The organism is Streptomyces luteolifulvus, assembly GCF_008806595.1.
Taxonomy (GTDB): Bacteria; Actinomycetota; Actinomycetes; order Streptomycetales; family Streptomycetaceae; genus Streptomyces; species Streptomyces luteolifulvus.
This window is the reverse complement of the sequence record NZ_VZRB01000012.1, coordinates 91498-112343: the sequence shown is the minus strand read 5'-3', so window position 1 is coordinate 112343 and position 20846 is coordinate 91498. Positions and strand designations below refer to the sequence as shown.

Below are 20846 nucleotides of genomic sequence, written 5' to 3'. Positions count from 1 at the left end.
GTCTTGTCCCTTCCCCGAGATGTGTGGGCATACTAATTTGTAAACGGCCATGACGAAATAGCAGAGCGAGCAAGGAGTCGCGGCATGAACTACCAGCCCACCCCCGAGGACAGGTTCACCTTCGGCCTGTGGACCGTCGGCTGGCAGGGAAGGGACCCGTTCGGCGAGGCCACCCGCCGCGCCCTGGACCCGGTGGAGACGGTTCAGCGCCTGGCCGGGCTCGGTGCGTACGGTGTGACCTTCCACGACGACGACCTGATCCCGTCCGGATCCACCGACACCGAGCGCGAGGCGCACATCAAGCGGTTCCGCGAGGCTCTCGACGCGACCGGCATGACGGTGCCGATGGCCACCACCAACCTCTTCACGCATCCCGTCTTCAAGGACGGCGCGTTCACCGCCAACGACCGCGACGTGCGCCGCTACGCCCTGCGCAAGACCATCCGCAACATCGACCTGGCGGCGGAGCTCGGCGCAAGGACCTATGTCGCCTGGGGAGGCCGCGAGGGTGCCGAGTCCGGCGCCGCCAAGGACGTGCGCTTGGCCCTCGACCGCATGAAGGAGGCCTTCGACCTCCTCGGCGAGTACGTGACCGAGCAGGGCTACGACCTGCGCTTCGCCATCGAGCCCAAGCCGAACGAGCCGCGCGGCGACATCCTGCTGCCCACCGTGGGCCACGCACTGGCGTTCATCGACCGTCTGGAGCGTCCGGAGCTGTACGGCGTCAACCCGGAGGTCGGCCACGAGCAGATGGCCGGGCTCAACTTCCCGCACGGCATCGCCCAGGCGCTGTGGGCCGACAAGCTCTTCCACATCGACCTCAACGGTCAGTCCGGGATCAAGTACGACCAGGACCTGCGCTTCGGCGCGGGCGACCTGCGGGCCGCCTTCTGGCTGGTCGACCTGCTGGAGAGCGCCGGCTACGCGGGCCCGAGGCACTTCGACTTCAAGCCGCCGCGGACCGAGGACCTCGACGGCGTGTGGGCGTCTGCGGCGGGCTGCATGCGCAACTACCTGATCCTCAAGGAGCGTGCGGCCGCCTTCCGTGCCGACCCCGAGGTCCAGGAGGCCCTGCGTGCCTCGCGCCTGGACGAGCTGGCGCAGCCGACTGCGGCGGACGGCCTCAAGACGCTGCTCGCCGACCGTGCGGCCTTCGAGGAGTTCGACATCGAGGCGGCCGCCGCGCGCGGGATGGCCTTCGAACGCCTCGACCAGCTGGCGATGGACCATCTGCTGGGGGCGCGTGACTGAACCACACGCGCGCGTGCCCGTCTCCGCACGGAAAGTTCCGGAATCATGCGATCCATGGCGTGAGTCCGTATCAACTTCCGTGCGAGGGTCGCGCCTTGAGCAGTCCGAGGCGAGGCTTGGGGTATGGCCGTGCCGCCCGTACCACCTCAGCCGCCCGGGCCACCGGGCGACGCGTCGCCTCCGGGCGGCGGTTTTCGACCTCCTCCGCCGGCGTACGGAGACTGGGAGCCGGAGCCGCCCGGCCAGGGCCCGGGCAGACGCCGGAACCCGCTCTTCGTCCTGCTCGCGGTGATCGTGGCCGCCACGGCCGTCGTCGCCGTGGTCCTGATGGCCTCGGCAACCGACGGCTCACCGGACGAGAAGCCGCCCGCGGGGAGCAGCTCCGGCACGAGCGGCTCTCCCAGGCCCTCCCTGAGCATCCCGACCGAGCTGCCCAGCAGACTGCCGTCGCAGTTCCCCAGTGAACTGCCCAGCGGTCTGCCGAGCGAGCTGCCCAGTGGTCTCGAATCGCTGATCCCGTCCCTGTAGGGGGACCTCGGGATCAGATGCCGCGCGGCAGCCGCACGTAGGTCACCGTCGTCTCCACACCGCTGTCGACCAGCCGTCCCTGCGCGTCGAACGCGCCCGCGCCGTCCGTCATCCCGAAGTCGTTGTCGTTGATGACGGCGAGCGTGCGGTGATCCACGCGCGCGATGCCCTCGATCTTCCCGGGCAGGCCCGCCACCGTGCCGAGGTCCACGACCAGGCGCTTGGGGAGCACCGGGACGCCGGAGGCCGCCGGGTCGTCGAGCTGCTCCAGGGACGGAGACGTCGTGTCGTCGTCCCAGGGGCCGCCGAGGATGTTCGCCTCGCAGTCCAGACGCACGAGCTGCAGCCGCGCCGTCTTGTCGGTGCGCTCCTCGACCAGCAGCCGGTCACCGCCCACGGCGACCACCGAGGAGATCTTGAGCTCGGAGGTGTCGTCCTCGCTCGGATCCACGACGTTCACCGGATCGAAGCGGTACGCGTACTCGGCGGTGACGGCCTTCTTCTTCGGCGAGAACCGCAGCAGACGGGTCGTGCGCGACGCGCCCCCGGCATCCGCGTCGGGCAGGGACAGCGGGCTCTGGACCGCCAGCACCAGGTTGCCGCCGGGAAGCTGGGCGAGCCCCTCGAAACCCCGGTTGATCTTCCGGTGCAGCAGCACGGACGGCAGGGCCTCCACGACCGGATAGTCCGCCCCGGTGAGGTTCAGCCCCTTCGGCACGTAGCGCGCGAGCACCTTCCCGCGCGCGGAGACATGCACGAGCGAGGGCCCGTACTCGTCGACGAGCCAGAAACTGTTGTCCGCCGCCCGCACGATGCCCTCGGTGTCCAGCCCGTTCGGGTTGTACGACAGCGGCTGCTGTGCGTCGTAGGAGTACGGCGCCTCGTCACGCCCCTGCTGGTTCGACAGGCCGGTGACGGGCTTGCCCGAGGAGGTGGTGATCGGGATCGCGTCCAGCACCTGCACGCTGTCACCGGACACCCGGATCTTCACGATCGACGGATCGAAGCCCGGCACCGGGAACGTGCGCCGCTTCGTGCCGCTGACCTTGATCTGACCGTTGGGGCCGCGGTCGGTGACCGTCCAGAACTCGCCCTTGCGGCCGGCCGGGTAGAGATCACTCCCGATTCCCCCGAGGTCCACGCCCCGGTCGTCGTCCACGGTCCCCGGCAGCAGCGCGTTGCTGAACGCACCGAGCGGAAGGTCGCCCAACGTCGCGGTACGCGTGACATACGCGTCCGTGGACGAGGCGTCCGCGGCCGGGGCGGCCGCCACGAGCGCCGCCAGCACGGCCAGGGGCACGCCTGCTGCGACGGAACGGTGGACGCGGCGCCGGCCGGTGGCATACGGGGACATCAGGCCTCCTGAGGACCAAATTCGGTGACAGCGGCAAGAGTTGGGCCCGGCGCGGAACGCCGTACGACCGGCGGATGAACCCGGGGCGTCGGCCACTTGTCGAGCCGACGCCCCCTCCAGCGTCGGGACGGTCTCAGGGGGCGACTCAGGGGTGTCTCAGGGGTTTCTCGGGGGCGGGTCAGGAACCACGGGAAGCGCGGACCCGTTCACTGGACAGAGAGCGGCAGTGGCCGCGAAGGAGGCGACGCTGATGTCGAAGAACGCGAAGATCGCCGCAGGAGGTGTGGCGGTCGGGATCATCCTGCTCATCTGGCTGCCCTGGTGGGCCGCGCTTCTGATCATCCTGGGGGTCCCGGCGGCCGCGTACCTCACGCTCGACCCCGCACAGCGGCGCAGGCTGCGCCGCGCCACGCGCAAGGAGCTCGGCCGCTGACGCGCCGCCGCGGCCCGGTCGGCCGGCGCGCATGAGCCGACCACGTCTCCGCTCGCGGGCCTGCCGACGACATGGTCCGCGGGCGGCCGGACGCCGTGCTCGGCCCATGCGACCAGTGCGTCGAACGCCGACCGGTAGCAGGGCAGGATCGGCCGCAGCCGGTCCGGATTCGGAGGCACACGGAGCCAGAAAGTGATCGGGGGTGGTACCGGCGGACGCGCCGGGGCAGCTGGGGCCGTACGACGGATTGAACTCGGCACGGTAGACCTTCTGCGCGATGCCCCAGCAGACCTTCTAGCCGGCCGCGAGGACCTGGTCGGAGATCGCCGTGTCCGTCGCGTACTGCCTGCGTGTGCCCGGTGCGCCCGTGACGACCGGACCGCCGTTCCAGTGGCCCGGCAGCCGGATCACGAACTGCGCGTCGTGCGGCCGTGGGCGGGATCAGCTCGGGCGCACGGCCATCTTGTCGAGCGCCTCCAGGAGACTCGGCAGCTCGGGTCCCCGGCCCACCGGCATGACCTCCCCCGGCTCCTCGTCGAGCAGCACGAACGCGATGTCGTCGGTCCTGGCCACGAGCGACCAGCCGGGGCCGTCCACGCGCAGGATCCGCGCGTCACCCGACGCGAAGGACGACCGCACCCGGCCGAGCGGCGGCGGGGTGTCCGCGTATGCCCGTGCCTCGGCGAGGACCCGCCGGACGGGGCTCAGGCCCTTCTTGTCGGCCTCGGTCCCCTCCGCGCCCGGAGCGGCGTCGGCCGGTCCTTCGCCCGGGTTCAGGAACTCCGCATCGTCGATCTGCTCCCGCCAGGTGGTCCACTGGCGCGCGATCTCGTCGGCTCCCATACGGCGCTGGGCCGGGCCCCATGTGGTGGTGTCCGGCGGCGTGAGCGGGGCACCGTCCGCGACCTCGGGGCCGGGATCGTGCGGCGCGGGCACATTGGGGGCCGCGACGGCGACGTCGAGGGGCCAGCCGGGCAGGGCGGCGACGACCGTGCGCTCGTCCGGCGACAGCTCGTACTCCATGCCGCAGTCCCACGAGGCGATGGCGACCGCGACCAGTGAGACGTCGTCGATGGCGACGGTCCACCTGGCTCCCTCGCCGTCCTGGCCGAGTATCAGGCCGTACCCGTCGGCCAGCGGCGCGAGACCGAGCGCCCCGCAGGCCTCCGGATAGTCGTCGCCCAGCACACTCGGGAACGTCGCCGGCGTCAGCAGTACCGCCGTGAGCACGTACAGCGCATCGTCCGCGGCGGCGACGGCTTCCTCGTCCGTCCCGGCCATCCCAGCCTCCCCAGCAATTGGTCCAACGGCGCGCACCCTAGTCCGCCGGGAAGCAGCTTGTCACGACCGAGATGCCCACCCGGAGCTGCAGTTTTCTGACCGGATGGGGCGAATCGACCACCCGCGGCGCGCCGCCTCAGGCCGCCGGCAGCCCGAGGAGTGCCCTCGCCACGGTACGCGTCGACTCGTCGCGCTCCCGCGCGAGGGCGATGACGGCCCGGCACGCCAGCTCGCTCACCCCGAAGGACAACGCCTCCGGCGACACCCAGCCCGCCGCCTCGTCGATCCGCTCCTGGTCGTCCTCCGCACAGGCCGAAACATACGCGGCGGCGGCCTCGAACAGATTGTGCCCCGGTGCCTTCCGGCCTGCGTTCGCCTCACCGCGCAACGAGCTGAGAAACCGGGTGCAGGCCTTGCGGACCCTGCCGAACATGCTGACCACCTTCCCCTGCGTGGTGCCATGGCTCGTCGACCATCTCCTGCTGCTCAACGTAGAGTTGGAGATCCGGCGGCAGAAGGGGGACAACGCGGTGAAGCGCTTCGAGCGGCTCGCACAGATCCGGCGGCTGGACCCGGAGCAGGACTCCTGGGAGATCTACCGGCTCACCACGGCGTACGAGTTCCCCTGGGACTTCACCCGAGCCCTTGAACTGGCCCTTTACCGCACGTACGCCGTTCCGGGCATCGGCCGGCTGCTCGCCGGGACGGCCGAGCTCACGGACCGGACACAGAAACGCTACGACGACACCTCACTGCTCCTCGACGCGGTCGTCGAGCACGGCTTCGACAGCGAACAGGGCCGTACGGCGATCCGCCGCATCAACCAGATGCACCGCAGCTACGACATCAGCAATGACGACATGCGGTATGTGCTGTCTACGTTCGTCGTGATGCCCAAGCGCTGGATCGACGCGTACGGATGGCGCCGGTTGTCGCGCCACGAGATTGTCGCCTCCGCCGTGCACTACCGCACTCTGGGGCGGCACATGGGCATCAAGGACATCCCCGGCTCCTACGAGGAGTTCGAGGCCTGCCTCGACGCCTACGAAGAGGCCCATTTCGGATGGGACGAACAGGCGCGACGGGTCTCGGACGCCACGCTCGACCTGATGGCCTCGTGGTACCCAAGGCCACTGGCGCCGCTCCTGCGCACCTCGACGCTGGCCCTGCTCGACGAGCCGCTGCTGCGGGCCTTCCGCTACACACCTCCGGGCCCCGTCACCCGCACCCTCGTGCGCCGCGCCGTACGCCTGCGCGGACGGGCCGTCCGGCTGCTGCCGCCGCGCCGGGCACCGCACCACGCCCGGCAGAACTGGGAAATCAAGGGCTACCCGAACGGCTACCGGCTGGACGAGCTCGGCACCCGCCCGGTGCCCGGTGTGCGAGGCTGCCCGGTACGGCACCTGGACCCATCAGCCGCCGACTGAAGCGGAGCCGGGAGGTCAGCTCTCGCGGACCGCCAGGGCCAGGAACCGAGTGTCCTCGTCGGCGTACGACGTCATGCGCCAGCCGGAACCGGCCAGCACGGGGCGGAGGTTGGGCTCGGCGCGCAGATCGTCCGGAGTGATCTGCCGGCCCTGGCGTGCGGCGAGGGCCGCTCTGCCGATGGGGTGGAACAGGGCCAGCACGCCGCCGGGCCGCACGACGCGCGCCAGCTCCCGCAGATTCTCGGCGGGCCGGGCAAGATGGGCGATGAGGCCCGCCGCGAACACGGCGTCGAACGACTCGGAGCGCAGCGGCAGCGCAGCGACGTCGGCGAGCAGGAGGTGTCCGTCCCGGTCCCGTCCGGCCCGTACGGCGGCGTCCAACATGGCCGGGGTCAGATCGGCCCCGACGACCACGCCCGACGGCCCCACGGCGGCCCGCAGCGCCGGCAGGGCGCGTCCGGTGCCGCAGCCCGCGTCGAGGACATGATCACCCTCGCGCAGGCCGAGATCGGCCACGGCGGCGGCGTAGGCGGGGCCGTCGTCGGGGAACCGGCTGTCCCAGTCGGCGGCGCGGGCGGTGAAGAACTCCTGGACGTGTGTGTGGTCGTCGCTCATGGTCCGGATCATCCCTCACCGACGGGAACGGCGTCGCGGTGCACACGTTCGGGCTGGACGCGATCGTTCAGGAACATCTCTGCGTCATATTCCAGCACCTTTCGAAATGCGCCCCCTGTGTGCTTCCTGGCCCCGGCTAGCGTCCCGGGGCCATGGGACACCTGGACCACGCCACCTTCGGGTGGCTGACCCCCTTGCTGTCGTATGTGATGGCCTGCATGGGTGCGGCCCTGGGTCTGCGCTGCACCGTGCGCGCGCTCGGCGCCACCGGCCGCTCGCGCCGCAACTGGCTCGTCACCGCGGCCTCCGCGATCGGCACCGGCATCTGGACCATGCACTTCGTGGCCATGCTCGGCTTCGGCGTCAGCGGCACCGACATCCGCTACGACGTGCCGCTCACCATCGTGAGCCTCCTCGTCGCCATGGCCGTCGTCTGCGTCGGCGTCTTCGCCGTCGGCTACGGCAAGGACCGTGCCCGCGCGCTCTTCCTCGGCGGACTGACCACCGGGCTGGGCGTCGCGAGCATGCACTATCTGGGCATGGCGGCGGTCCGGCTGCACGGCGACGTCAGCTACGACCCGGTGCTGGTCGCCCTCTCCGTCCTGATCGCCGTCGTCGCGGCGACCGCGGCGCTGTGGGCGGCCCTCAACATCAAGTCACCCGTCGCCGTCACCATCGCCTCTCTGATCATGGGAGCGGCGGTGAGCAGCATGCACTACACCGCGATGTTCGCCGTGAGCGTGCACGTCACACCCTCCGGTACGGCCCTGCCCGGGGCCACGGCGATGCAGTTCATCTTCCCCCTCGCCGTGGGCCTCGGGTCGTACCTGTTCCTGACGTCCGCGTTCGTCGCGCTGTCGCCGGCCACGGGCGAGCGCGAGGCATCCGCCTCCGCCCAGCGGCCCGCCGCGAGTGCCGCCCGCTAGTGGCGGGACCGGCCGCGGTACCGCCCGGACGGCACGCACCCGAACCACTCCCGAGCGAGGAGGCCATGCGTACACCGCGTAGGACCCCCACAGCCGGCGCCGAGACGCCGCCCCCACCTCCGGTGCGCGGCCGCCGCGCACACGCCGGACCGCCTGCCGACGAAGGATCCGAAGATCCCTCCGGCGGTGCCCCCGACGACCTGCCCGCGCGCGCGGGCCACTGGCGCATACGGCCGCGCACCGTTCGGGCCAAGATCGTCTGCCTGCTGATGGTGCCGGTCGTCTCGCTACTCGCCTTGTGGGGATACGCCACCGTGAGCACTGCCCAGGACGTCGCCCGGCTGCGCCAGTTGCAGCGTGTTGACTCGGCGATCCGGTCGCCTGTCGCGGAAGCCGTCGCCGCGCTCCAGGCCGAACGCAGGGTCGCGGTGCGCTACGCGACCGACCCGTCCACCGGGCGGAGCGACGACCTGAGGAAGCTCGCGCGGGACACGGACCGCGCTGTGGCGACACTACGGCTCAGCCATGACAGCACCGTCGCCGACAGCGAGGAACTGCCCGCCGGAGTGGCCGAGCGACTCGAAGCCTTCGTCACCGGCGCCGAACAACTGCGCCCTCTGCGGACCGCGGTGCTCGACCGACGCATGACCTGGGACGAGACGTACGGCCGCTACACCAGGACGCTCACGGCCGCCTTCGCGGTGGGCGGTGCCCTCACCGGCATCCAGGACGCCGAACCCGGGTCGGACGCGCGCGTGCTCCTCGAGTTCTCCCGCGCGGGCGAGGCACTGGCCCAGGAGGACGTCGTACTGGCCAGTGCACGCCTGGCCGGCGGACTCTCGGGCGAGCGGCTGCGGCTGTTCACCGGCGCTGTCGACACGCGCCGAGCCATCACCGAGTCCGCCGTCGCCGACCTGAGCGGTCCCGAGCACACCGCCTGGCAGACCCTTGCCGACGGCAGCGAGTACGCCGCCTTGACCGCCGCCGAGGACAACATCCTCGCCGGTGCCCCGGGCGCACGGGCCACCGCCGCGGCACCGGAAGCCGTCTGGGACCGGGCGCACACGCGCGTGCGGGACGGCATGCGGACGATCGAGGAGGACGCGGGGCGCGGTGTCGCCGACCGGGCCGACCCGTTCGCCCGCGGGCTGCTCACCCCGGCCGGCGCCGCGGTCCTGCTCGGCCTCGTCGCCGTCGCCGCCTCGCTCGTCATCTCCGTACGCATCGGTCGCGGGCTCGTCGTCGAGCTGGTCAACCTGCGCAACGGCGCCCTGGAGATCGCCCGGCGCAAACTCCCCGAAGCCATGAGGAAACTGCGCGCGGGCGAGGAGATCGACGTACGGGCCGAGGCGCCGCCCGGGCCGCCCGCGGAGGACGAGACCGGGCAGGTCGCCGAGGCCCTGGGCACCGTGCACCGGGCCGCGCTGAGGGCCGCCGTGGAGCGCGCCGAGCTGGCCGACGGCATCTCCGGGGTGTTCGTCAATCTCGCCCGGCGCAGCCAGATCCTCGTGCACCGCCAACTGAGCCTTCTCGACAGCATGGAACGGCGCTCCGACGACCCGAACGAGCTGAGCGACCTGTTCCGGCTGGACCACCTCACGACCCGTATGCGGCGTCACGCGGAGAGCCTGATCATCCTCTCCGGAGCGGCGCCCGGCCGGGCCTGGCGCATGCCGGTCTCCCTCACGAACGTCGTCCGGGCGGCCGTCTCCGAAGTCGAGGACTACGCGCGCGTGGAGGTACGACAGCTGCCCGACGCGTCCGTCGTCGGCGGGGCCGTCGCCGACCTCACCCACCTCCTGGCCGAACTCATCGAGAACGCGGCGCAGTTCTCGCCGCCCCACACGCGCGTGCGCATCACCGGCGAGCCCGTCGGCAACGGCTACGCCGTCGAGGTCGAGGACCGCGGCCTCGGCATGGGCAAAGAGACGCTCGCCGAGGCCAACCGCCGCATCGAGCAGTCCGAGGCACTCGACCTGTTCGACAGCGACCGGCTCGGCCTGTTCGTGGTCAGCAGACTCTCGGCCCGGCACGGCGTCAAGGTGCATCTGCGCACCTCGCCCTACGGTGGCACCACCGCCGTCGTCCTTCTGCCCACCGCACTGCTGCACACCGGCGCGGCGGAACGTTCCCCCGGCGGGACCGCGGACGCCGAACGGACCACAGCCGCGGGGCACGCGCGCGTGCCCCGCACCACGGACCCCCCTCAGGAGCGCATCCCCGCGCAGCCGGACCGTCCCGCGCTGGTGCCCTCCGTACCTGGTGCGGTGGAGACCGCGACCGACACCCCACCCCCGGGAGTCACCACCTTGCGACTGCACCGTCCCCCGGACGACTCCGCAGGATCCGACGCCCTCCCGCGCCGGGTACGCCAGGCCAGCCTCGCCCCCCAACTGCGCGAGCGGCGCCCGGAGGAACCGGGGGAGAGGCCCACGGCTCGCGGCGACGACCGGCGCACCCCCGAACTCGTCCGGGACCGCATGGCGGCGTACCGCGACGGATGGACACGCGGCGGCGGCAGACCCCCCGGCCGCGCGGGCACACCGGATGCCCGCCGCGGTGCCGTCTCGGACGCCCGAGCGGGCAGCGACAGCAGCGAAGGAGACCCCGCATGATCCAGGACCCGAGCAGGAGGACCGCCCAGCGGTCCGGCGAACTCGACTGGCTGCTGGACGACTTGGTGCTGCGCGTGGGCGAGGTGCGGCACGCCGTGGTGCTGTCCAACGACGGACTCGCAGTGGGCGCATCGAGCGACCTCAGACGTGAGGACGCGGAACACCTGGCCGCCGTCGCCTCCGGCTTCCACAGTCTGGCCAAGGGCGCGGGCCGGCATTTCGGGGCCGGCGGGGTGCGGCAGACCATGGTGGAGATGGACGACGCCTTCCTGTTCGTGGCCGCTGCGGGTGACGGCTCCTGCCTCGCCCTTCTCACCGCCGTGACCGCCGACATCGGACTGGTGGCCTATGAGATGGCACGGCTGGTCAAGCGCGTCGGCGAGCACCTCTGCACCGCACCACGTGTCGGCGCGCGGCCGCCCGCCACCGGCTGAGGCGAGAAGGCGGTCCGTACATGACCGAGGACACGACCGGCCTCCCGAGCGAGCCGGGCAGCCAGTGGTACGACAACGAGGCCGGGCCGCTCGTCCGTCCGTACGCCATGACGGGCGGACGGACCAGGCCCGGCCCCACCGGGGTGCGCTTCGACCTGATCGCCCTGGTCACACTGGACGCGCGTGCGCCCGACGACACCACCGCGCTCGGACCGGAACACCGCGCCCTCGTCGACCTGTGCCGGACGGACACCCAGTCGGTCGCGGAACTCGCCGCGGGCACCGATCTGCCGGTCGGCGTGGTCCGGGTGCTCCTCGGTGATCTGCTGGAACTCGGCTGCGTCACCGTCAGCCGTCCGGTGCCTCCCGCTCAGCTTCCCGACGAACGGATTCTGCGTGAGGTGATCGAAGGGCTGCGGGCGCTGTAGAGGAACGATCGCGACCGGCTACGAGTCGGCCACATCAGGCAAATATCCGTCTAACCCACCGTAAGGGAGCCCTAGTTGTCATGCTGCTCCCTTCGCACCCGCTCCCGAGAGAAGTGATCGATGGTCTCCGAGCACTCCGACGCGACCGGCGGCGAGACGGCCGCCCTGGCGTTGAAGATACTGGTCGCCGGCGGATTCGGCGTGGGCAAGACCACCCTGGTGGGCGCGGTCAGTGAGATCAAGCCGCTGCGCACCGAGGAACTGCTCAGCGAGGCGGGCGAGTTGGTGGACGACACCGACGGTGTGGATCAGAAGGTCACCACGACGGTCGCCATGGACTTCGGCCGCATCACCATCCGGTCCGGTCTGTCCCTCTACCTGTTCGGGACGCCGGGACAGGACCGGTTCTGGTTCCTGTGGGACGAGTTGTCGCAGGGAGCACTCGGCGCCGTGGTCCTTGCGGACACCCGCCGCCTCGAGTACTGCTTCCCCGCGGTGGACTACTTCGAGCACCGCCGCATCCCGTTCGTGGTCGCCGTCAACTGCTTCGCGGGCGCCCGGACCTACGGCGCCCAGGACGTCTCACGCGCCCTCGACCTCGACCGCGGAACGCCCGTCGTGCTCTGCGACGCCCGCGACCGCGCCTCCGGAAAGGAAGTGCTCATCCGGCTGGTCGAGTACGCCGGGCGCATGCACACCGCCCGGCTGCTCGACTCGGTCGGCTGACCGCCGACCGGCCTCAGTCCGCGACGGCCTTCTCCGCGAGGACCTTGTCGATCGGGACACGGACGAGGAGTTCGCCCGGCACACCGTTGCGCACGCCGAACGCCTCCGCCTGCTCCTCGCCCATGTAGCGGGCCCCGATGCGGGTGGCCCAGTACCTCAGTTCCTCCAGGTCCTCCGAAATGCGGGCGCGCCCCTGGATCACCACGAAGCCGAACGGAGGCCGGTCGTCGTCCACGCACAGGGCGACCCGGCCGTCCCGTGCCAGGTTGCGTCCCTTGACGCTCGTCCTGGAGGTGTTGAACACCACGTCGTCCCCGTCGAGTACGAACCAGACCGGCGTCACATGGGGACTGCCGTCGGCCCGGACGGTGGACAGCTTTGCGGTGCGCGTGCCGTACGAGACGAAGGCCCGCCATTCCTCATCGGTCATCTTCTGTGCCATGCCCCCATCCTCCTTGCCCGGCGGCCGGTCGTGGGGAAGGCTGACTGGGAGATCCTCCGGCCAGGAGGAGACGTCACACGGGGAGACGGAAACATGGTGCAGAACCAGGGACTCGGCTGGCTGCTCGACGACTTGACCGAACGCGTCGAACACGTCCGCCACGCATTGGTCCTGTCCAACGACGGGCTGGTGGCGGGCGCGAGCACAGGGCTGCGCCGCGAGGACGCGGAGCACCTCGCCGCCGTCTCGTCCGGCCTGCACAGTCTGGCCAAGGGCTCCGGACGCCACTTCGGCGCCGGGCAGGTACGCCAGACGATGATCGAGTTCGACGACGCGGTGCTCTTCGTGACCGCAGCGGGCACCGGAAGCTGTCTGTGCGTCCTCAGCGGCGCGGAGGCCGACATCGGCCAGATCGCCTACGAGATGACTCTGCTCGTGAACCGGGTCGGCGAGCACCTCGCCGTGGATGCGCGACAGCCCGAGCAGCGCACTGCAGCAGAGCTCTGACCTGCTGATTCACCCTCTCCCGTGGAGTTATCCACAGGCTCACCGGCAGATTCGCCGGACCGGCTACGGTTTTGTGTCACGGCAAGCGCACACAGCGTGAGCATCCGACTCCACGGGGGAGACCGATCATGTCGGGCAACACCATCACCGCACCGCACCGCCTCTCGTATGCGCCGAGCCGCGCCGCACGGGAACTGGAGCTCAAGCGAAGCGAGTTCGACCTCGCCGTTCACCTCGGACACATCAGGACCGTGCCCGACGAGGGAGGCGGCGGCCGCCGTGTCGCCCGCTCCGAGATCGACCGGCTGTCCTGCGCGGACCGCTTCCCGGAGTCACTGCGGGAGCGGGTGAAGGTCATGGGGACCACGGAGGGCGCGGCCCTCATGAAGGTGCCGGCCGGCAGGTTCACGCGCCTGGCACGCCTGGGCCTGGTGGTGCCGGTGAAGTTCTATCTCAACCGCTATCGAGCCGTGGTCTGGCTGTATCTGGCCGAAGAGCTGCGGCAGTTCGCGGCGGACCAGAAGAACGCCTCGCTGCTGAAGGGCCGTACGCCGGAGGGAATGCGCGACCTGCTGGAAGCGGGCCTGGACCTGCGCCCCCGCAACTGGCGCGGACGGCACCTGGGGTTCCTGCTCCGCCAGGCCGGTGACCCATGGGAGTGCGCCGGGGCCGTTGCCGCCTTCCTCGACCCGATCCAGATCGCGGACATCGCGACCGACCCCTACGAGCGCTCCTACTTGAACCGTTTCCGTCCGGGGCCGCCTGCTCATGGCGCACTGGGTTCGCCCGCCGCGCACCTCGCCGAGAGGATCATGACCGCGGGCGATCCGGACGAGATCGGCTGGCTGAGGGCCGACCTGGCACAAGCTCTCGAAGAGGCACGCGATCACCGGCCGGCGCCGCGCCCGGCAGGCACACCCGACTCGCCCTGGGCACAGCACGGTTCACCCCGACCAGAGGTGCCGCAGCCCTCACGCGGACTGCTGGCCCGGCTGCGCCGCAGAAGCTCATGAGCCACACCTGCCGCCCGACGGCTCTACTCTCGGCCTGGGCGGTTCGGTCAGCACACCTAGGGTGGCGGGCACGTGACCGGTGATCATCATTGAGCCTGTGGGGGGCCTGTGGTCTTCAACCTCATCTCGTTGGCCCTTTCGGTGCTGGCGCTGGGAGCATCCGCATGGGGCGTGTACCGGCAAGTCGGGCGGGCCCGCGCCGCCAGTGACCTCGCCATGACGACAGATCTGCTGATGACGCACATCCGCGATGAGGACTTTCAGCGGGACCAGTTGTGGGTGCTGTCCGAGCTGTCCGGCGAACACGGCCCGGAGAACGGCATCGAGGGCCTTCCGTACCCCGCGAACTACCGGGCCTGGAACGTCGCCTTCGTGTACGAGTCGGTGTCGATCATGCTGCGCTACGACATCGTGAACCCGGTCATATTGATCAGCCTCGCTCAGCATCGGCTGATCAAGACCTGGGAAACGCTGGAGCCCTACATTGCCGCGGAACGCCGACGCCGCGGGCGGGTTGTGTTCCCCTTCTTCGAGGACGCCTACGTCCTGGCGAAGGAGATCGACCCCAACGTGTTCTACGAAGACGTCGGGCTGCGCTGCGCTGACGGATCACCGCGTACCGCGGGCTCGCCGGGCGGGAGGCGTCGGGGCCGGTTCACCCGACGCTGGCGAACAACCGAATCCGGCAGACGACGGGCCCTGCAGCACGTGCGGGCCCGTTCCCGGATGCCGTGATTTCCAGCCCGGCGGGTCGTGCAAGTCCTCTGGACCGGCTGGGCCGAGTCTTGCGGACCTTGCCGGTCGAATCCGCGGCGTCTGGTGTCGACGGGTCGATAATCGTCCCCGTTGACACCGATAGCGATTTAGCTCGAGGCCGTGCGTGCCCTGCCACCGAGGAGCGGCGGGAAGCACTTGACACCCTGAGTGCCGCCGAGGGAACCGCACCCCTGGGTCGCGACGACGTCGATCGGCTCTCGCCAAGACCCTGCGGGATCCGACACTTGGAGTGGTGTTCCCTTCCGAGGCCGGGTGGATTGATGTATCGGGCCAGCCGTACGAGCTCCCCGACGATGCCAGATTGGGCGAATCCTCCGACCTGGTAGCGGTGGACGTATTGGAGCAAGAGCTGCGTTCTGCCATTCGGGAACTGCGCGAGCTCGCCCAGGGAATTCGCCTGCGATCCTCACCGACCAGGGTTGGCGTTTCTCACCGATCATGGAGGCAACTGCCCACTACGTGGTGAGCGATGCCCTGCAGAACGGTGTCAACATGCCTCTGGTGGTCGGGCATGCGTCCGTTCGATCCACGAGGCAGGTCGGCTTGTCATAGAGGTAATCGACAACGGTCCTGGAGGGGCATCGTTGACCTCAGGTGTACGAGAGCGGCGGCTTCAACCTCGCCCTGCGACGGATGGGGCGTCGATGGGTCCGTTGGACATACCATTGATAACGCTTTTTCGAGCCCGGCGTGGCCGGACCAGCCTAAGGGAATTCGGCATGTTCGCGGGCTACAGTTCCTGGACACAGACCGTGGACCAGGAAGGGGGTCCCGATGCTCAGTGCGTCGTCCAAGAGCGTGGTTGAGTTCATCGGAAAGTACCTGATCGGCAGAACTCTGACCTCCGAGCCGATCAGCACGCACACAGACGCGGGTCGCGTGGAGACAACGTATGCGGACCAAACCTTCTTCAGCAACTTCGTCCAGCGAACGAGCGGTTTCGACTTCGACTTGACTGTGATCACGCGTGGTCGCCGGTTCGGCCCCGATGCCGACGGAACTTTGGACGCGGTCCGCGTGTACCGCTACGAGATGACCGAGCGCGTCAGCACTGGCCAGCTCCTCGGCTTCGCCCGGTACATCAGCTCGACGAACACGCAGTACGACCCGCTCGCGGGGAGCTGCTTCCTAGTTCAGATGCGGGTTGACGGCGGCGCCTTGCTCGTTACCGAACGCCAGATCGGATACGGCGACTTCCCAACCCCGGGCGGCGGTCGCAAGCCGAAGGCCCTGGACTGCCGCTACCGCTACAGTCTCGACGACAGGGGTGTCGTCTCGGTTGAGTTCGACCAGGAGTCCTACGACGTCGATGCGGAATCGTTTGAGCGACAGCCGAGCGACGACGAGTTCCCCACCCAGGTCAGTCGCGAGCTGTTCGACCAGGAGGGCGCGCCGGTCACCGACTAGCCGGCCCGACGACCAGCTCTCCGACCACGGGCTCAATGAGGTCGTGCGCTCCGATCGCCTCGGCGAATAGGTCGTCCGGGCAGCCGCCGCCGAGCGCGCATACCGCCAGTCCCAGGTACTCGGCCACTAGGTAGAACGTCTGGAACAGCGCGCCTACCTCTTTCAACACCAAGCTGTAGGCGAGTTCTCCGTAGGTGCTGCTCGCCCGCTCGAAGCGGCTGGTGACCACGATCGCGACGGGCGCCCGCTCGGCGCCCGCAGCCGCGGCCGCCCCGGCAAGCACCGGCTTGTGCGCGTCCGGGGAGATGAGCTCGAGTGCGTGTGTGTCAGGCAGGTACCGATAGATCCCTGCCGGCACGCTGGCCACCGCGTCCGGCGCGACGACGGGATATAGCTCGAGGCTGTAGGCGGCGCCGCCGGAAGGGTATGGCCGCGAGACTACATGCGGTCCGGTGTCGCGGTTGCGGGCGCTGAGCCACAGGAGGCGACCGAGATCGCGCGTGGGCTCGTCCGGCCAAGAGCGCCGAGACTCGCGGGCGTTGAGGAGCGACGGCAGGTTCTGCAGCATTGGATGGGTGGGCCAGTCGAGCCGGAACATCGTACTCGCCGGTCGGGCCGGTACCACGGGTGGCGAAACCGGTGGTGAGCCGCCTCCGGCCGATGCTCGGGAGCGGCGGTGGAACGTGAGCGAGTCGACGTCCCAACGTGCGGACTCGATCGCTGCGACCTGCGCGGGCGGCACCAGGACGGCGGCCGACTGTAGTTCGGCGATCAGCGAATCCACGTCGATGAAGGAAAACTGTGTCCGTACCTCGGATACCGTGCTGGGTTGGGCGAAGGCGTGCATGACCGCGAGAGCGTCGGCTTCCGAGATGGACAGCGTCACGACGTGGCCTGCGGCCGAGATCTCCAGCCGCCCGGCCACCCAGCGGACCCTCGCCAGCGGCGAGATGACCAGCAGCGTGCTCACGGGAAGGTCGGCCGACGCTCGATCCGCCGCCGGTCCTCCGTGTCGCCGAACATCAGGTCGAGCCGCCGGGTGGCGTCCGCCCACGCCTCCATCGTCCGTGCGGGCTCGATCAGGCCGGTGACGCGCGGGTCGGACCAACGGGCCATCGCCCGCCTCCACAGCGTTGTACCTGGCTCGTCCAGCAGGCTGCCCACGGTGCCCTCATACACCGGCATCGCCCGCACCCGCCCGTCAGGCTCCACCTGCATCGCTGGGATCTCGCCCTGGGCGAGCCGGTCTGGGTGCATCTGGAACATTCCGTTGTCGCTGACCACGAGGTCGGCTCCTACGTGGGCTCGGAGCGTGTCTGCGTAGGAGTCGTCCCGCAGCAGCGTGAGTTGCCGGGGCGTAACGATCTCATGGGCGACAAAGCCTTCGCGGCTGGCGAGGCCGATCGGCATCGCCGCGCCGAAGAAGACGTAGTCCAGGGACGGCAGTCGCGTGGCCACCAGGCGGCAGAAGTCCGGCATCTCGGCGAAGTTCGACCGAGTGACCGTGTAGTCCACGCCGACCGCTGGCTCATGCCGTCCGGCCGCCGCGGCGGACAGGCGCGCGGCGGCGTCCAAGGCGCGGTCGAATGATCCGGCCCGGCCACGCAGCCGGTCGTGGGTGGCCGAGGTCGCCCCGTCGATGCTGACCGTGACGTTGGAGATCACCTCCAAAACCGCAGCTCCGATCCGGTCGGTGACATGCCATCCGGACGTGTACAGGTGGACCGACACGCCGCCGCTGCGCAGCCGCTCGGCCACCTGGAAGATCTCAGGCACGACCAGCGGCTCACCGCCCGACAGCACCACGGTGCGCGGTCCCAGTTCGACCAGGGCGTCGACCACCCGGGCAAGGTCGGGCCAGCTCAACTGCTGCGAGGGGCGACGGCCGGATTCGGAGTAGCAGTACTCGCAGCGCAATGGGCAGGCGTAGGTGATGTCCCAGACCACTGCCGCCGGAGTGGTCATCGTCTCCCCCTGGGCAACAGGTCTCGGATGCACGTGGCGCGCCCGCGGTCGCCGGTGCAGAGCGGGTTCGTCGTCTCCGAGCCAGGGATCACGGCCCGTACCGCGTAGGCCGGCGCGATGCGGTCGACCGTGAGATCCGTGAGAAGGACCTGATCGAAGCCCGCGGCCTCGATGGCACCCACCATCCATCGCAGCTCGTCGAGGATGTCGTCCGCCACGTACCCAGCGACTGTGCCGAAGTCCTGGGTCGGCCGGTCGTTGCCGAACCAGAACGCATGCGCGGCGGGGCGCCCGGTCCGTGGCCGCTCGTGGCGGCCGAGGCTCCGCGCCTGCAGCGAGTAGTCCTCCCGACCTCCGGCGATATATCCGGCCTTGGTCTGGGCGGCTTCCAGCAGCGCCATCGTCGCCGCGACTTCGGGGTCCGGGTGGGTCGCGAACCCGTCGGACACCGTACTGCGCCCGCCCGAGAAGGGGTCCTCGAACACCCGGGCGTGGAACGTCGGCACCCGTACCTCGGAGGTGATGTCGAGCAGGCGCACGCTCATCCCGCCGTGCTCGTACTTGGTTACGATCCGGCGCGGAACGTCCGGCAGGGACTCAAGGTCAACAAACCGGAACTCTCGGCAGCCGATCCCGCCCGGATTGTCAATCTCCAGCTCGGCGAGCCGGGTGGCGTGCCGCTCGACCAACTCGGCGACCGCGTGGGTGGCCGCCTCGGCCAGGCTGAAGCCCGAGCCCAGACCGCTGGAGGAAAAGACTTTTCCTCCCAGCCGCGGTGAGTAGAGAATGTCCCCCGGAAGTCTGCCGCTGACCAGGACCGCGGTCGGGACCAGCACTTTCCGCCCGCCGATCAGGTCGACCGTCTCCGCCCACTCCAGCTCAGCCTGAGAGGTCCATCGGCTGTCGAACGGCAGCCCCAGCCGGTCCGGCGCCACGACCACGGCCCCCTCAGCCACCGCACGCTCATAGGAGGCCCGCAGCGCCGTCCGTGGACGGAAGGCGTCCTGCGCCTGGATTTCCGCTTCCTCCATGATGGCGCCCGTCTTCGCGGCGTCGACCGTCTCCGCCTTGCCGCTCGCGAAGCTTGCCGACCAGCCGCTGCGTTGCGCAAAAGCCTGGGCGATGTGCACGCCCAGCGTGGTCAGCTCGCCGACCATGCCCACGCGCACCACGCCCAACTGCCGCGCGATGTCGTCCGCGATGACTCGGGCCTTGTCCGTGTCAACGGAGAACCGGCGAGATCCGCTCACCTTCGGGGTCGGCACCAGTCCGATCCCCATGCCCGTCCACGGCCCCGCCGGGCAGACCGGAGCGGTCGGGCGTTCCAGGACCTTGACGAGCGGTGCAGCCGCGCGCCGGGCCAGCGCGAGTTCCCGTGCAGCTCCGTCGAGCGCTGTACGGGAAACGCCGAGCACGCCGAGAGCCGAGCTTGCCTGCGGCCAGGACAGGGCCGGGCGCAACCGGGTGATACATCGCCGCGCCTCTTCGTACTCGGCAGTGGTCGGCTCGCTGTGGGCGGCCACCTGTCGAGCGAAGTGCCGGACCGCGCCCAGCCGGAGGATCTCCCTCTTGAGCGCGAGGTCGTCGATCCACAGGCCGGCCCTCAGCGCCTTGCTCATTGCTGTCGTGGGATGCCTGCCGACCGCCGCCACCAGCCGGGCCACCGTGACTTCGGCGTGCAGCGAGTCGGATACGTCTTCCAGGCCCAGCCCGAGGTCGCCCATGGTCACGTGCGTCTCCTCGGGGGACTCCCAGCCCCATTGCAGCCGCAGAAAGTCGAGCAACGACTGCGCAGGATCCCGCGCGGAGTCGGCCAGCGCGTCCGGCGACACCCACAGCGGCCCGCCCCCGGTCGTCAGGCGCAGCAGCGCCGCACGGGCTACGACGTCGAACCGACCGGTCACCTTCAGGAACTGGACAAGCTCGGCGAAGGAAACCGTGTCGCCGCTTTCCCACACGTGCAGGTGCGCGTCGGCAGCCTCGCGGTCCCGTACCCTCGGCGTCGGGTAGGCGGGCGCGTCGGCGATGACGAGTTCTCCGGTCTCGACCCGGACGGACTCCGGCACCTGACCGGCGGCCACATATTCGAGCAGTAGCTGTGCGTCTTCTCGCTTGAGGTCGAACCGCCGCAGCAAAGCGATGGTCTCCTCAGCGTCGGCCTTGGCGGCCAGCGACGGGGCGTCGAAGATCGCCTCGTAGGTTCGGTCCGTATAGTGCAGCGCCTGGGCCGCCAGCACGATGTCGTCGCCCGTGCGAGGGGCGAGTGTGCCGGTACGCACCAGACGTTCGACGGCGTACCGGACGTTGACAAGCGGCACGGTCAGCGTTCGGTACGTATCCTCCTCGAACAGGACTGCGACCTCGTCGTCCCGTTCGATCACACCGTCGCGGTACATTTCGTGGATCCGGCCGAGACCCACCACCGCCGGGATCTCCGTGGCACGCAGCGCGCCCATGCTGGCCGCTCCCAGGACCACCACCCCACGGGTGATGGCGGCACGGATCTCGCCCGGGCTGATCGCCAGCACGTCGGCGAATACGCCGTCGATGATGCCGACAACCGTCCCGGACGCGACAGCGTCCAGGTCACCACGCCGGATCGGCGGCCGGTAGTCGGCCTCCGGGAGTACTTGCTCGGCCACCGAGCGAGGCAACGAGGGACCAAGGAAGATGAGAGGTCGGCCGTCCAGCGTCGTTTCCTTCCGGGCTCGCGGGCG

Annotated in this window: 21 protein-coding genes and 1 pseudogene; 13 read left to right on the top strand and 9 right to left on the bottom strand. The window is 70.1% G+C overall.

Annotation, left to right across the window (positions count from 1 at the left end; translation table 11 throughout):
- Positions 1-84 precede the first annotated feature (84 nt).
- Complete coding sequence (xylA, locus tag F7R91_RS19170; RefSeq protein ID WP_150950279.1) at positions 85-1251, top strand: xylose isomerase; 1167 nt, start codon at positions 85-87, stop codon at positions 1249-1251.
- 123 nt (positions 1252-1374) lie between these two features.
- The gene (locus F7R91_RS42775) at positions 1375-1779 is read left to right on the top strand and encodes a hypothetical protein (RefSeq protein WP_225320692.1); all 405 of its coding nucleotides are present in this window, start codon (positions 1375-1377) and stop codon (positions 1777-1779) included.
- A gap of 13 nt (positions 1780-1792) precedes the next feature.
- On the opposite strand, the gene F7R91_RS19160 is transcribed toward F7R91_RS42775, so the two are convergent.
- Positions 1793-3133, bottom strand: a complete 1341-nt coding sequence (locus F7R91_RS19160; RefSeq protein ID WP_150950278.1) for an esterase-like activity of phytase family protein — start codon at positions 3131-3133, stop codon at positions 1793-1795.
- Between the two features lie 250 nt (positions 3134-3383).
- Here F7R91_RS19160 and F7R91_RS19155 point away from each other — a divergent pair, with 250 nt between their 5' ends.
- Complete coding sequence (locus tag F7R91_RS19155; protein WP_150950277.1) at positions 3384-3566, top strand: hypothetical protein; 183 nt, start codon at positions 3384-3386, stop codon at positions 3564-3566.
- Positions 3567-3571: 5 nt separating this feature from the next.
- On the opposite strand, the pseudogene F7R91_RS19150 reads toward F7R91_RS19155, so the two are convergent.
- The 3 genes and pseudogenes from F7R91_RS19150 to F7R91_RS19140 all read right to left on the bottom strand — a co-directional run.
- Positions 3572-3992, bottom strand: a pseudogene (locus F7R91_RS19150) (hypothetical protein); the annotation flags it as partial.
- 15 nt (positions 3993-4007) lie between these two features.
- The gene (locus F7R91_RS19145) at positions 4008-4847 is read right to left on the bottom strand and encodes a hypothetical protein (protein WP_150950276.1); all 840 of its coding nucleotides are present in this window, start codon (positions 4845-4847) and stop codon (positions 4008-4010) included.
- A gap of 136 nt (positions 4848-4983) precedes the next feature.
- Positions 4984-5280 carry a hypothetical protein gene (locus F7R91_RS19140; RefSeq protein WP_150950275.1) on the bottom strand — a complete coding sequence of 99 codons (297 nt, stop codon included), beginning with the start codon at positions 5278-5280 and terminating at the stop codon, positions 4984-4986.
- Between the two features lie 97 nt (positions 5281-5377).
- Between F7R91_RS19140 and F7R91_RS19135 the strand changes: the two genes are divergently transcribed.
- On the top strand, positions 5378-6274 hold the full coding sequence (locus F7R91_RS19135; RefSeq protein WP_191971553.1) for an oxygenase MpaB family protein: 897 nt from the start codon (positions 5378-5380) through the stop codon (positions 6272-6274).
- Positions 6275-6289: 15 nt separating this feature from the next.
- On the opposite strand, the gene F7R91_RS19130 is transcribed toward F7R91_RS19135, so the two are convergent.
- Positions 6290-6889, bottom strand: coding sequence for a class I SAM-dependent methyltransferase (locus tag F7R91_RS19130; protein ID WP_150950273.1), 600 nt, complete (start codon positions 6887-6889; stop codon positions 6290-6292).
- A gap of 152 nt (positions 6890-7041) precedes the next feature.
- On the opposite strand from F7R91_RS19130, the gene F7R91_RS19125 reads away from it, so the two are divergent.
- The 5 genes from F7R91_RS19125 to F7R91_RS19105 all read left to right on the top strand — a co-directional run bounded on the left by F7R91_RS19125 (position 7042) and on the right by F7R91_RS19105 (position 12018).
- Complete coding sequence (locus tag F7R91_RS19125) at positions 7042-7815, top strand: MHYT domain-containing protein (RefSeq protein ID WP_150950272.1); 774 nt, start codon at positions 7042-7044, stop codon at positions 7813-7815.
- A 65-nt stretch (positions 7816-7880) separates the two neighbouring features.
- Positions 7881-10430, top strand: a complete 2550-nt coding sequence (locus tag F7R91_RS19120) for a sensor histidine kinase (protein ID WP_150950271.1) — start codon at positions 7881-7883, stop codon at positions 10428-10430.
- Complete coding sequence (locus F7R91_RS19115) at positions 10427-10864, top strand: roadblock/LC7 domain-containing protein (RefSeq protein ID WP_150950270.1); 438 nt, start codon at positions 10427-10429, stop codon at positions 10862-10864. The genes F7R91_RS19120 and F7R91_RS19115 overlap by 4 nt, the downstream gene beginning before the upstream one ends.
- Before the next feature lie 20 nt (positions 10865-10884).
- Positions 10885-11292 carry a DUF742 domain-containing protein gene (locus tag F7R91_RS19110; protein ID WP_150950269.1) on the top strand — a complete coding sequence of 136 codons (408 nt, stop codon included), beginning with the start codon at positions 10885-10887 and terminating at the stop codon, positions 11290-11292.
- Positions 11293-11412: 120 nt separating this feature from the next.
- The gene (locus F7R91_RS19105; RefSeq protein WP_150950268.1) at positions 11413-12018 is read left to right on the top strand and encodes a GTP-binding protein; all 606 of its coding nucleotides are present in this window, start codon (positions 11413-11415) and stop codon (positions 12016-12018) included.
- Between the two features lie 13 nt (positions 12019-12031).
- On the opposite strand, the gene F7R91_RS19100 is transcribed toward F7R91_RS19105, so the two are convergent.
- A complete protein-coding gene (locus F7R91_RS19100) occupies positions 12032-12460 on the bottom strand; it encodes a PPOX class F420-dependent oxidoreductase (RefSeq protein WP_150950267.1) in 429 nt (142 codons plus the stop codon).
- A gap of 93 nt (positions 12461-12553) precedes the next feature.
- Here F7R91_RS19100 and F7R91_RS19095 point away from each other — a divergent pair, with 93 nt between their 5' ends.
- The 4 genes from F7R91_RS19095 to F7R91_RS19080 all read left to right on the top strand — a co-directional run bounded on the left by F7R91_RS19095 (position 12554) and on the right by F7R91_RS19080 (position 16164).
- Positions 12554-12967: a roadblock/LC7 domain-containing protein gene (locus F7R91_RS19095; RefSeq protein WP_150950266.1), complete on the top strand. Its 414-nt coding sequence runs from the start codon at positions 12554-12556 to the stop codon at positions 12965-12967.
- Between the two features lie 128 nt (positions 12968-13095).
- Positions 13096-13980 carry a DUF6397 family protein gene (locus tag F7R91_RS19090; RefSeq protein ID WP_150950265.1) on the top strand — a complete coding sequence of 295 codons (885 nt, stop codon included), beginning with the start codon at positions 13096-13098 and terminating at the stop codon, positions 13978-13980.
- A gap of 108 nt (positions 13981-14088) precedes the next feature.
- Positions 14089-14715 carry a hypothetical protein gene (locus F7R91_RS19085; RefSeq protein WP_150950264.1) on the top strand — a complete coding sequence of 209 codons (627 nt, stop codon included), beginning with the start codon at positions 14089-14091 and terminating at the stop codon, positions 14713-14715.
- An 816-nt stretch (positions 14716-15531) separates the two neighbouring features.
- Positions 15532-16164 (top strand): hypothetical protein, encoded by a 633-nt coding sequence (locus F7R91_RS19080; protein ID WP_150950263.1) that lies wholly within the window; start codon positions 15532-15534, stop codon positions 16162-16164.
- Here F7R91_RS19080 and F7R91_RS19075 read toward each other — a convergent pair.
- Genes F7R91_RS19075 through F7R91_RS19065 form a run of 3 tightly spaced genes read right to left on the bottom strand, consistent with a single transcriptional unit; the run spans position 16154 to position 20771 of the window.
- Positions 16154-17134: a SagB family peptide dehydrogenase gene (locus F7R91_RS19075; protein ID WP_150950262.1), complete on the bottom strand. Its 981-nt coding sequence runs from the start codon at positions 17132-17134 to the stop codon at positions 16154-16156. The two genes, F7R91_RS19080 and F7R91_RS19075, sit on opposite strands and share 11 nt — an antisense overlap.
- On the bottom strand, positions 17131-18129 hold the full coding sequence (locus F7R91_RS19070) for a radical SAM protein (protein ID WP_191971551.1): 999 nt from the start codon (positions 18127-18129) through the stop codon (positions 17131-17133). The genes F7R91_RS19075 and F7R91_RS19070 overlap by 4 nt, the downstream gene beginning before the upstream one ends.
- Entirely contained in the window at positions 18126-20771 is a 2646-nt protein-coding gene (locus F7R91_RS19065; RefSeq protein WP_191971550.1) for a YcaO-like family protein, read from the bottom strand. The genes F7R91_RS19070 and F7R91_RS19065 overlap by 4 nt, the downstream gene beginning before the upstream one ends.
- Positions 20772-20846 lie beyond the last annotated feature (75 nt).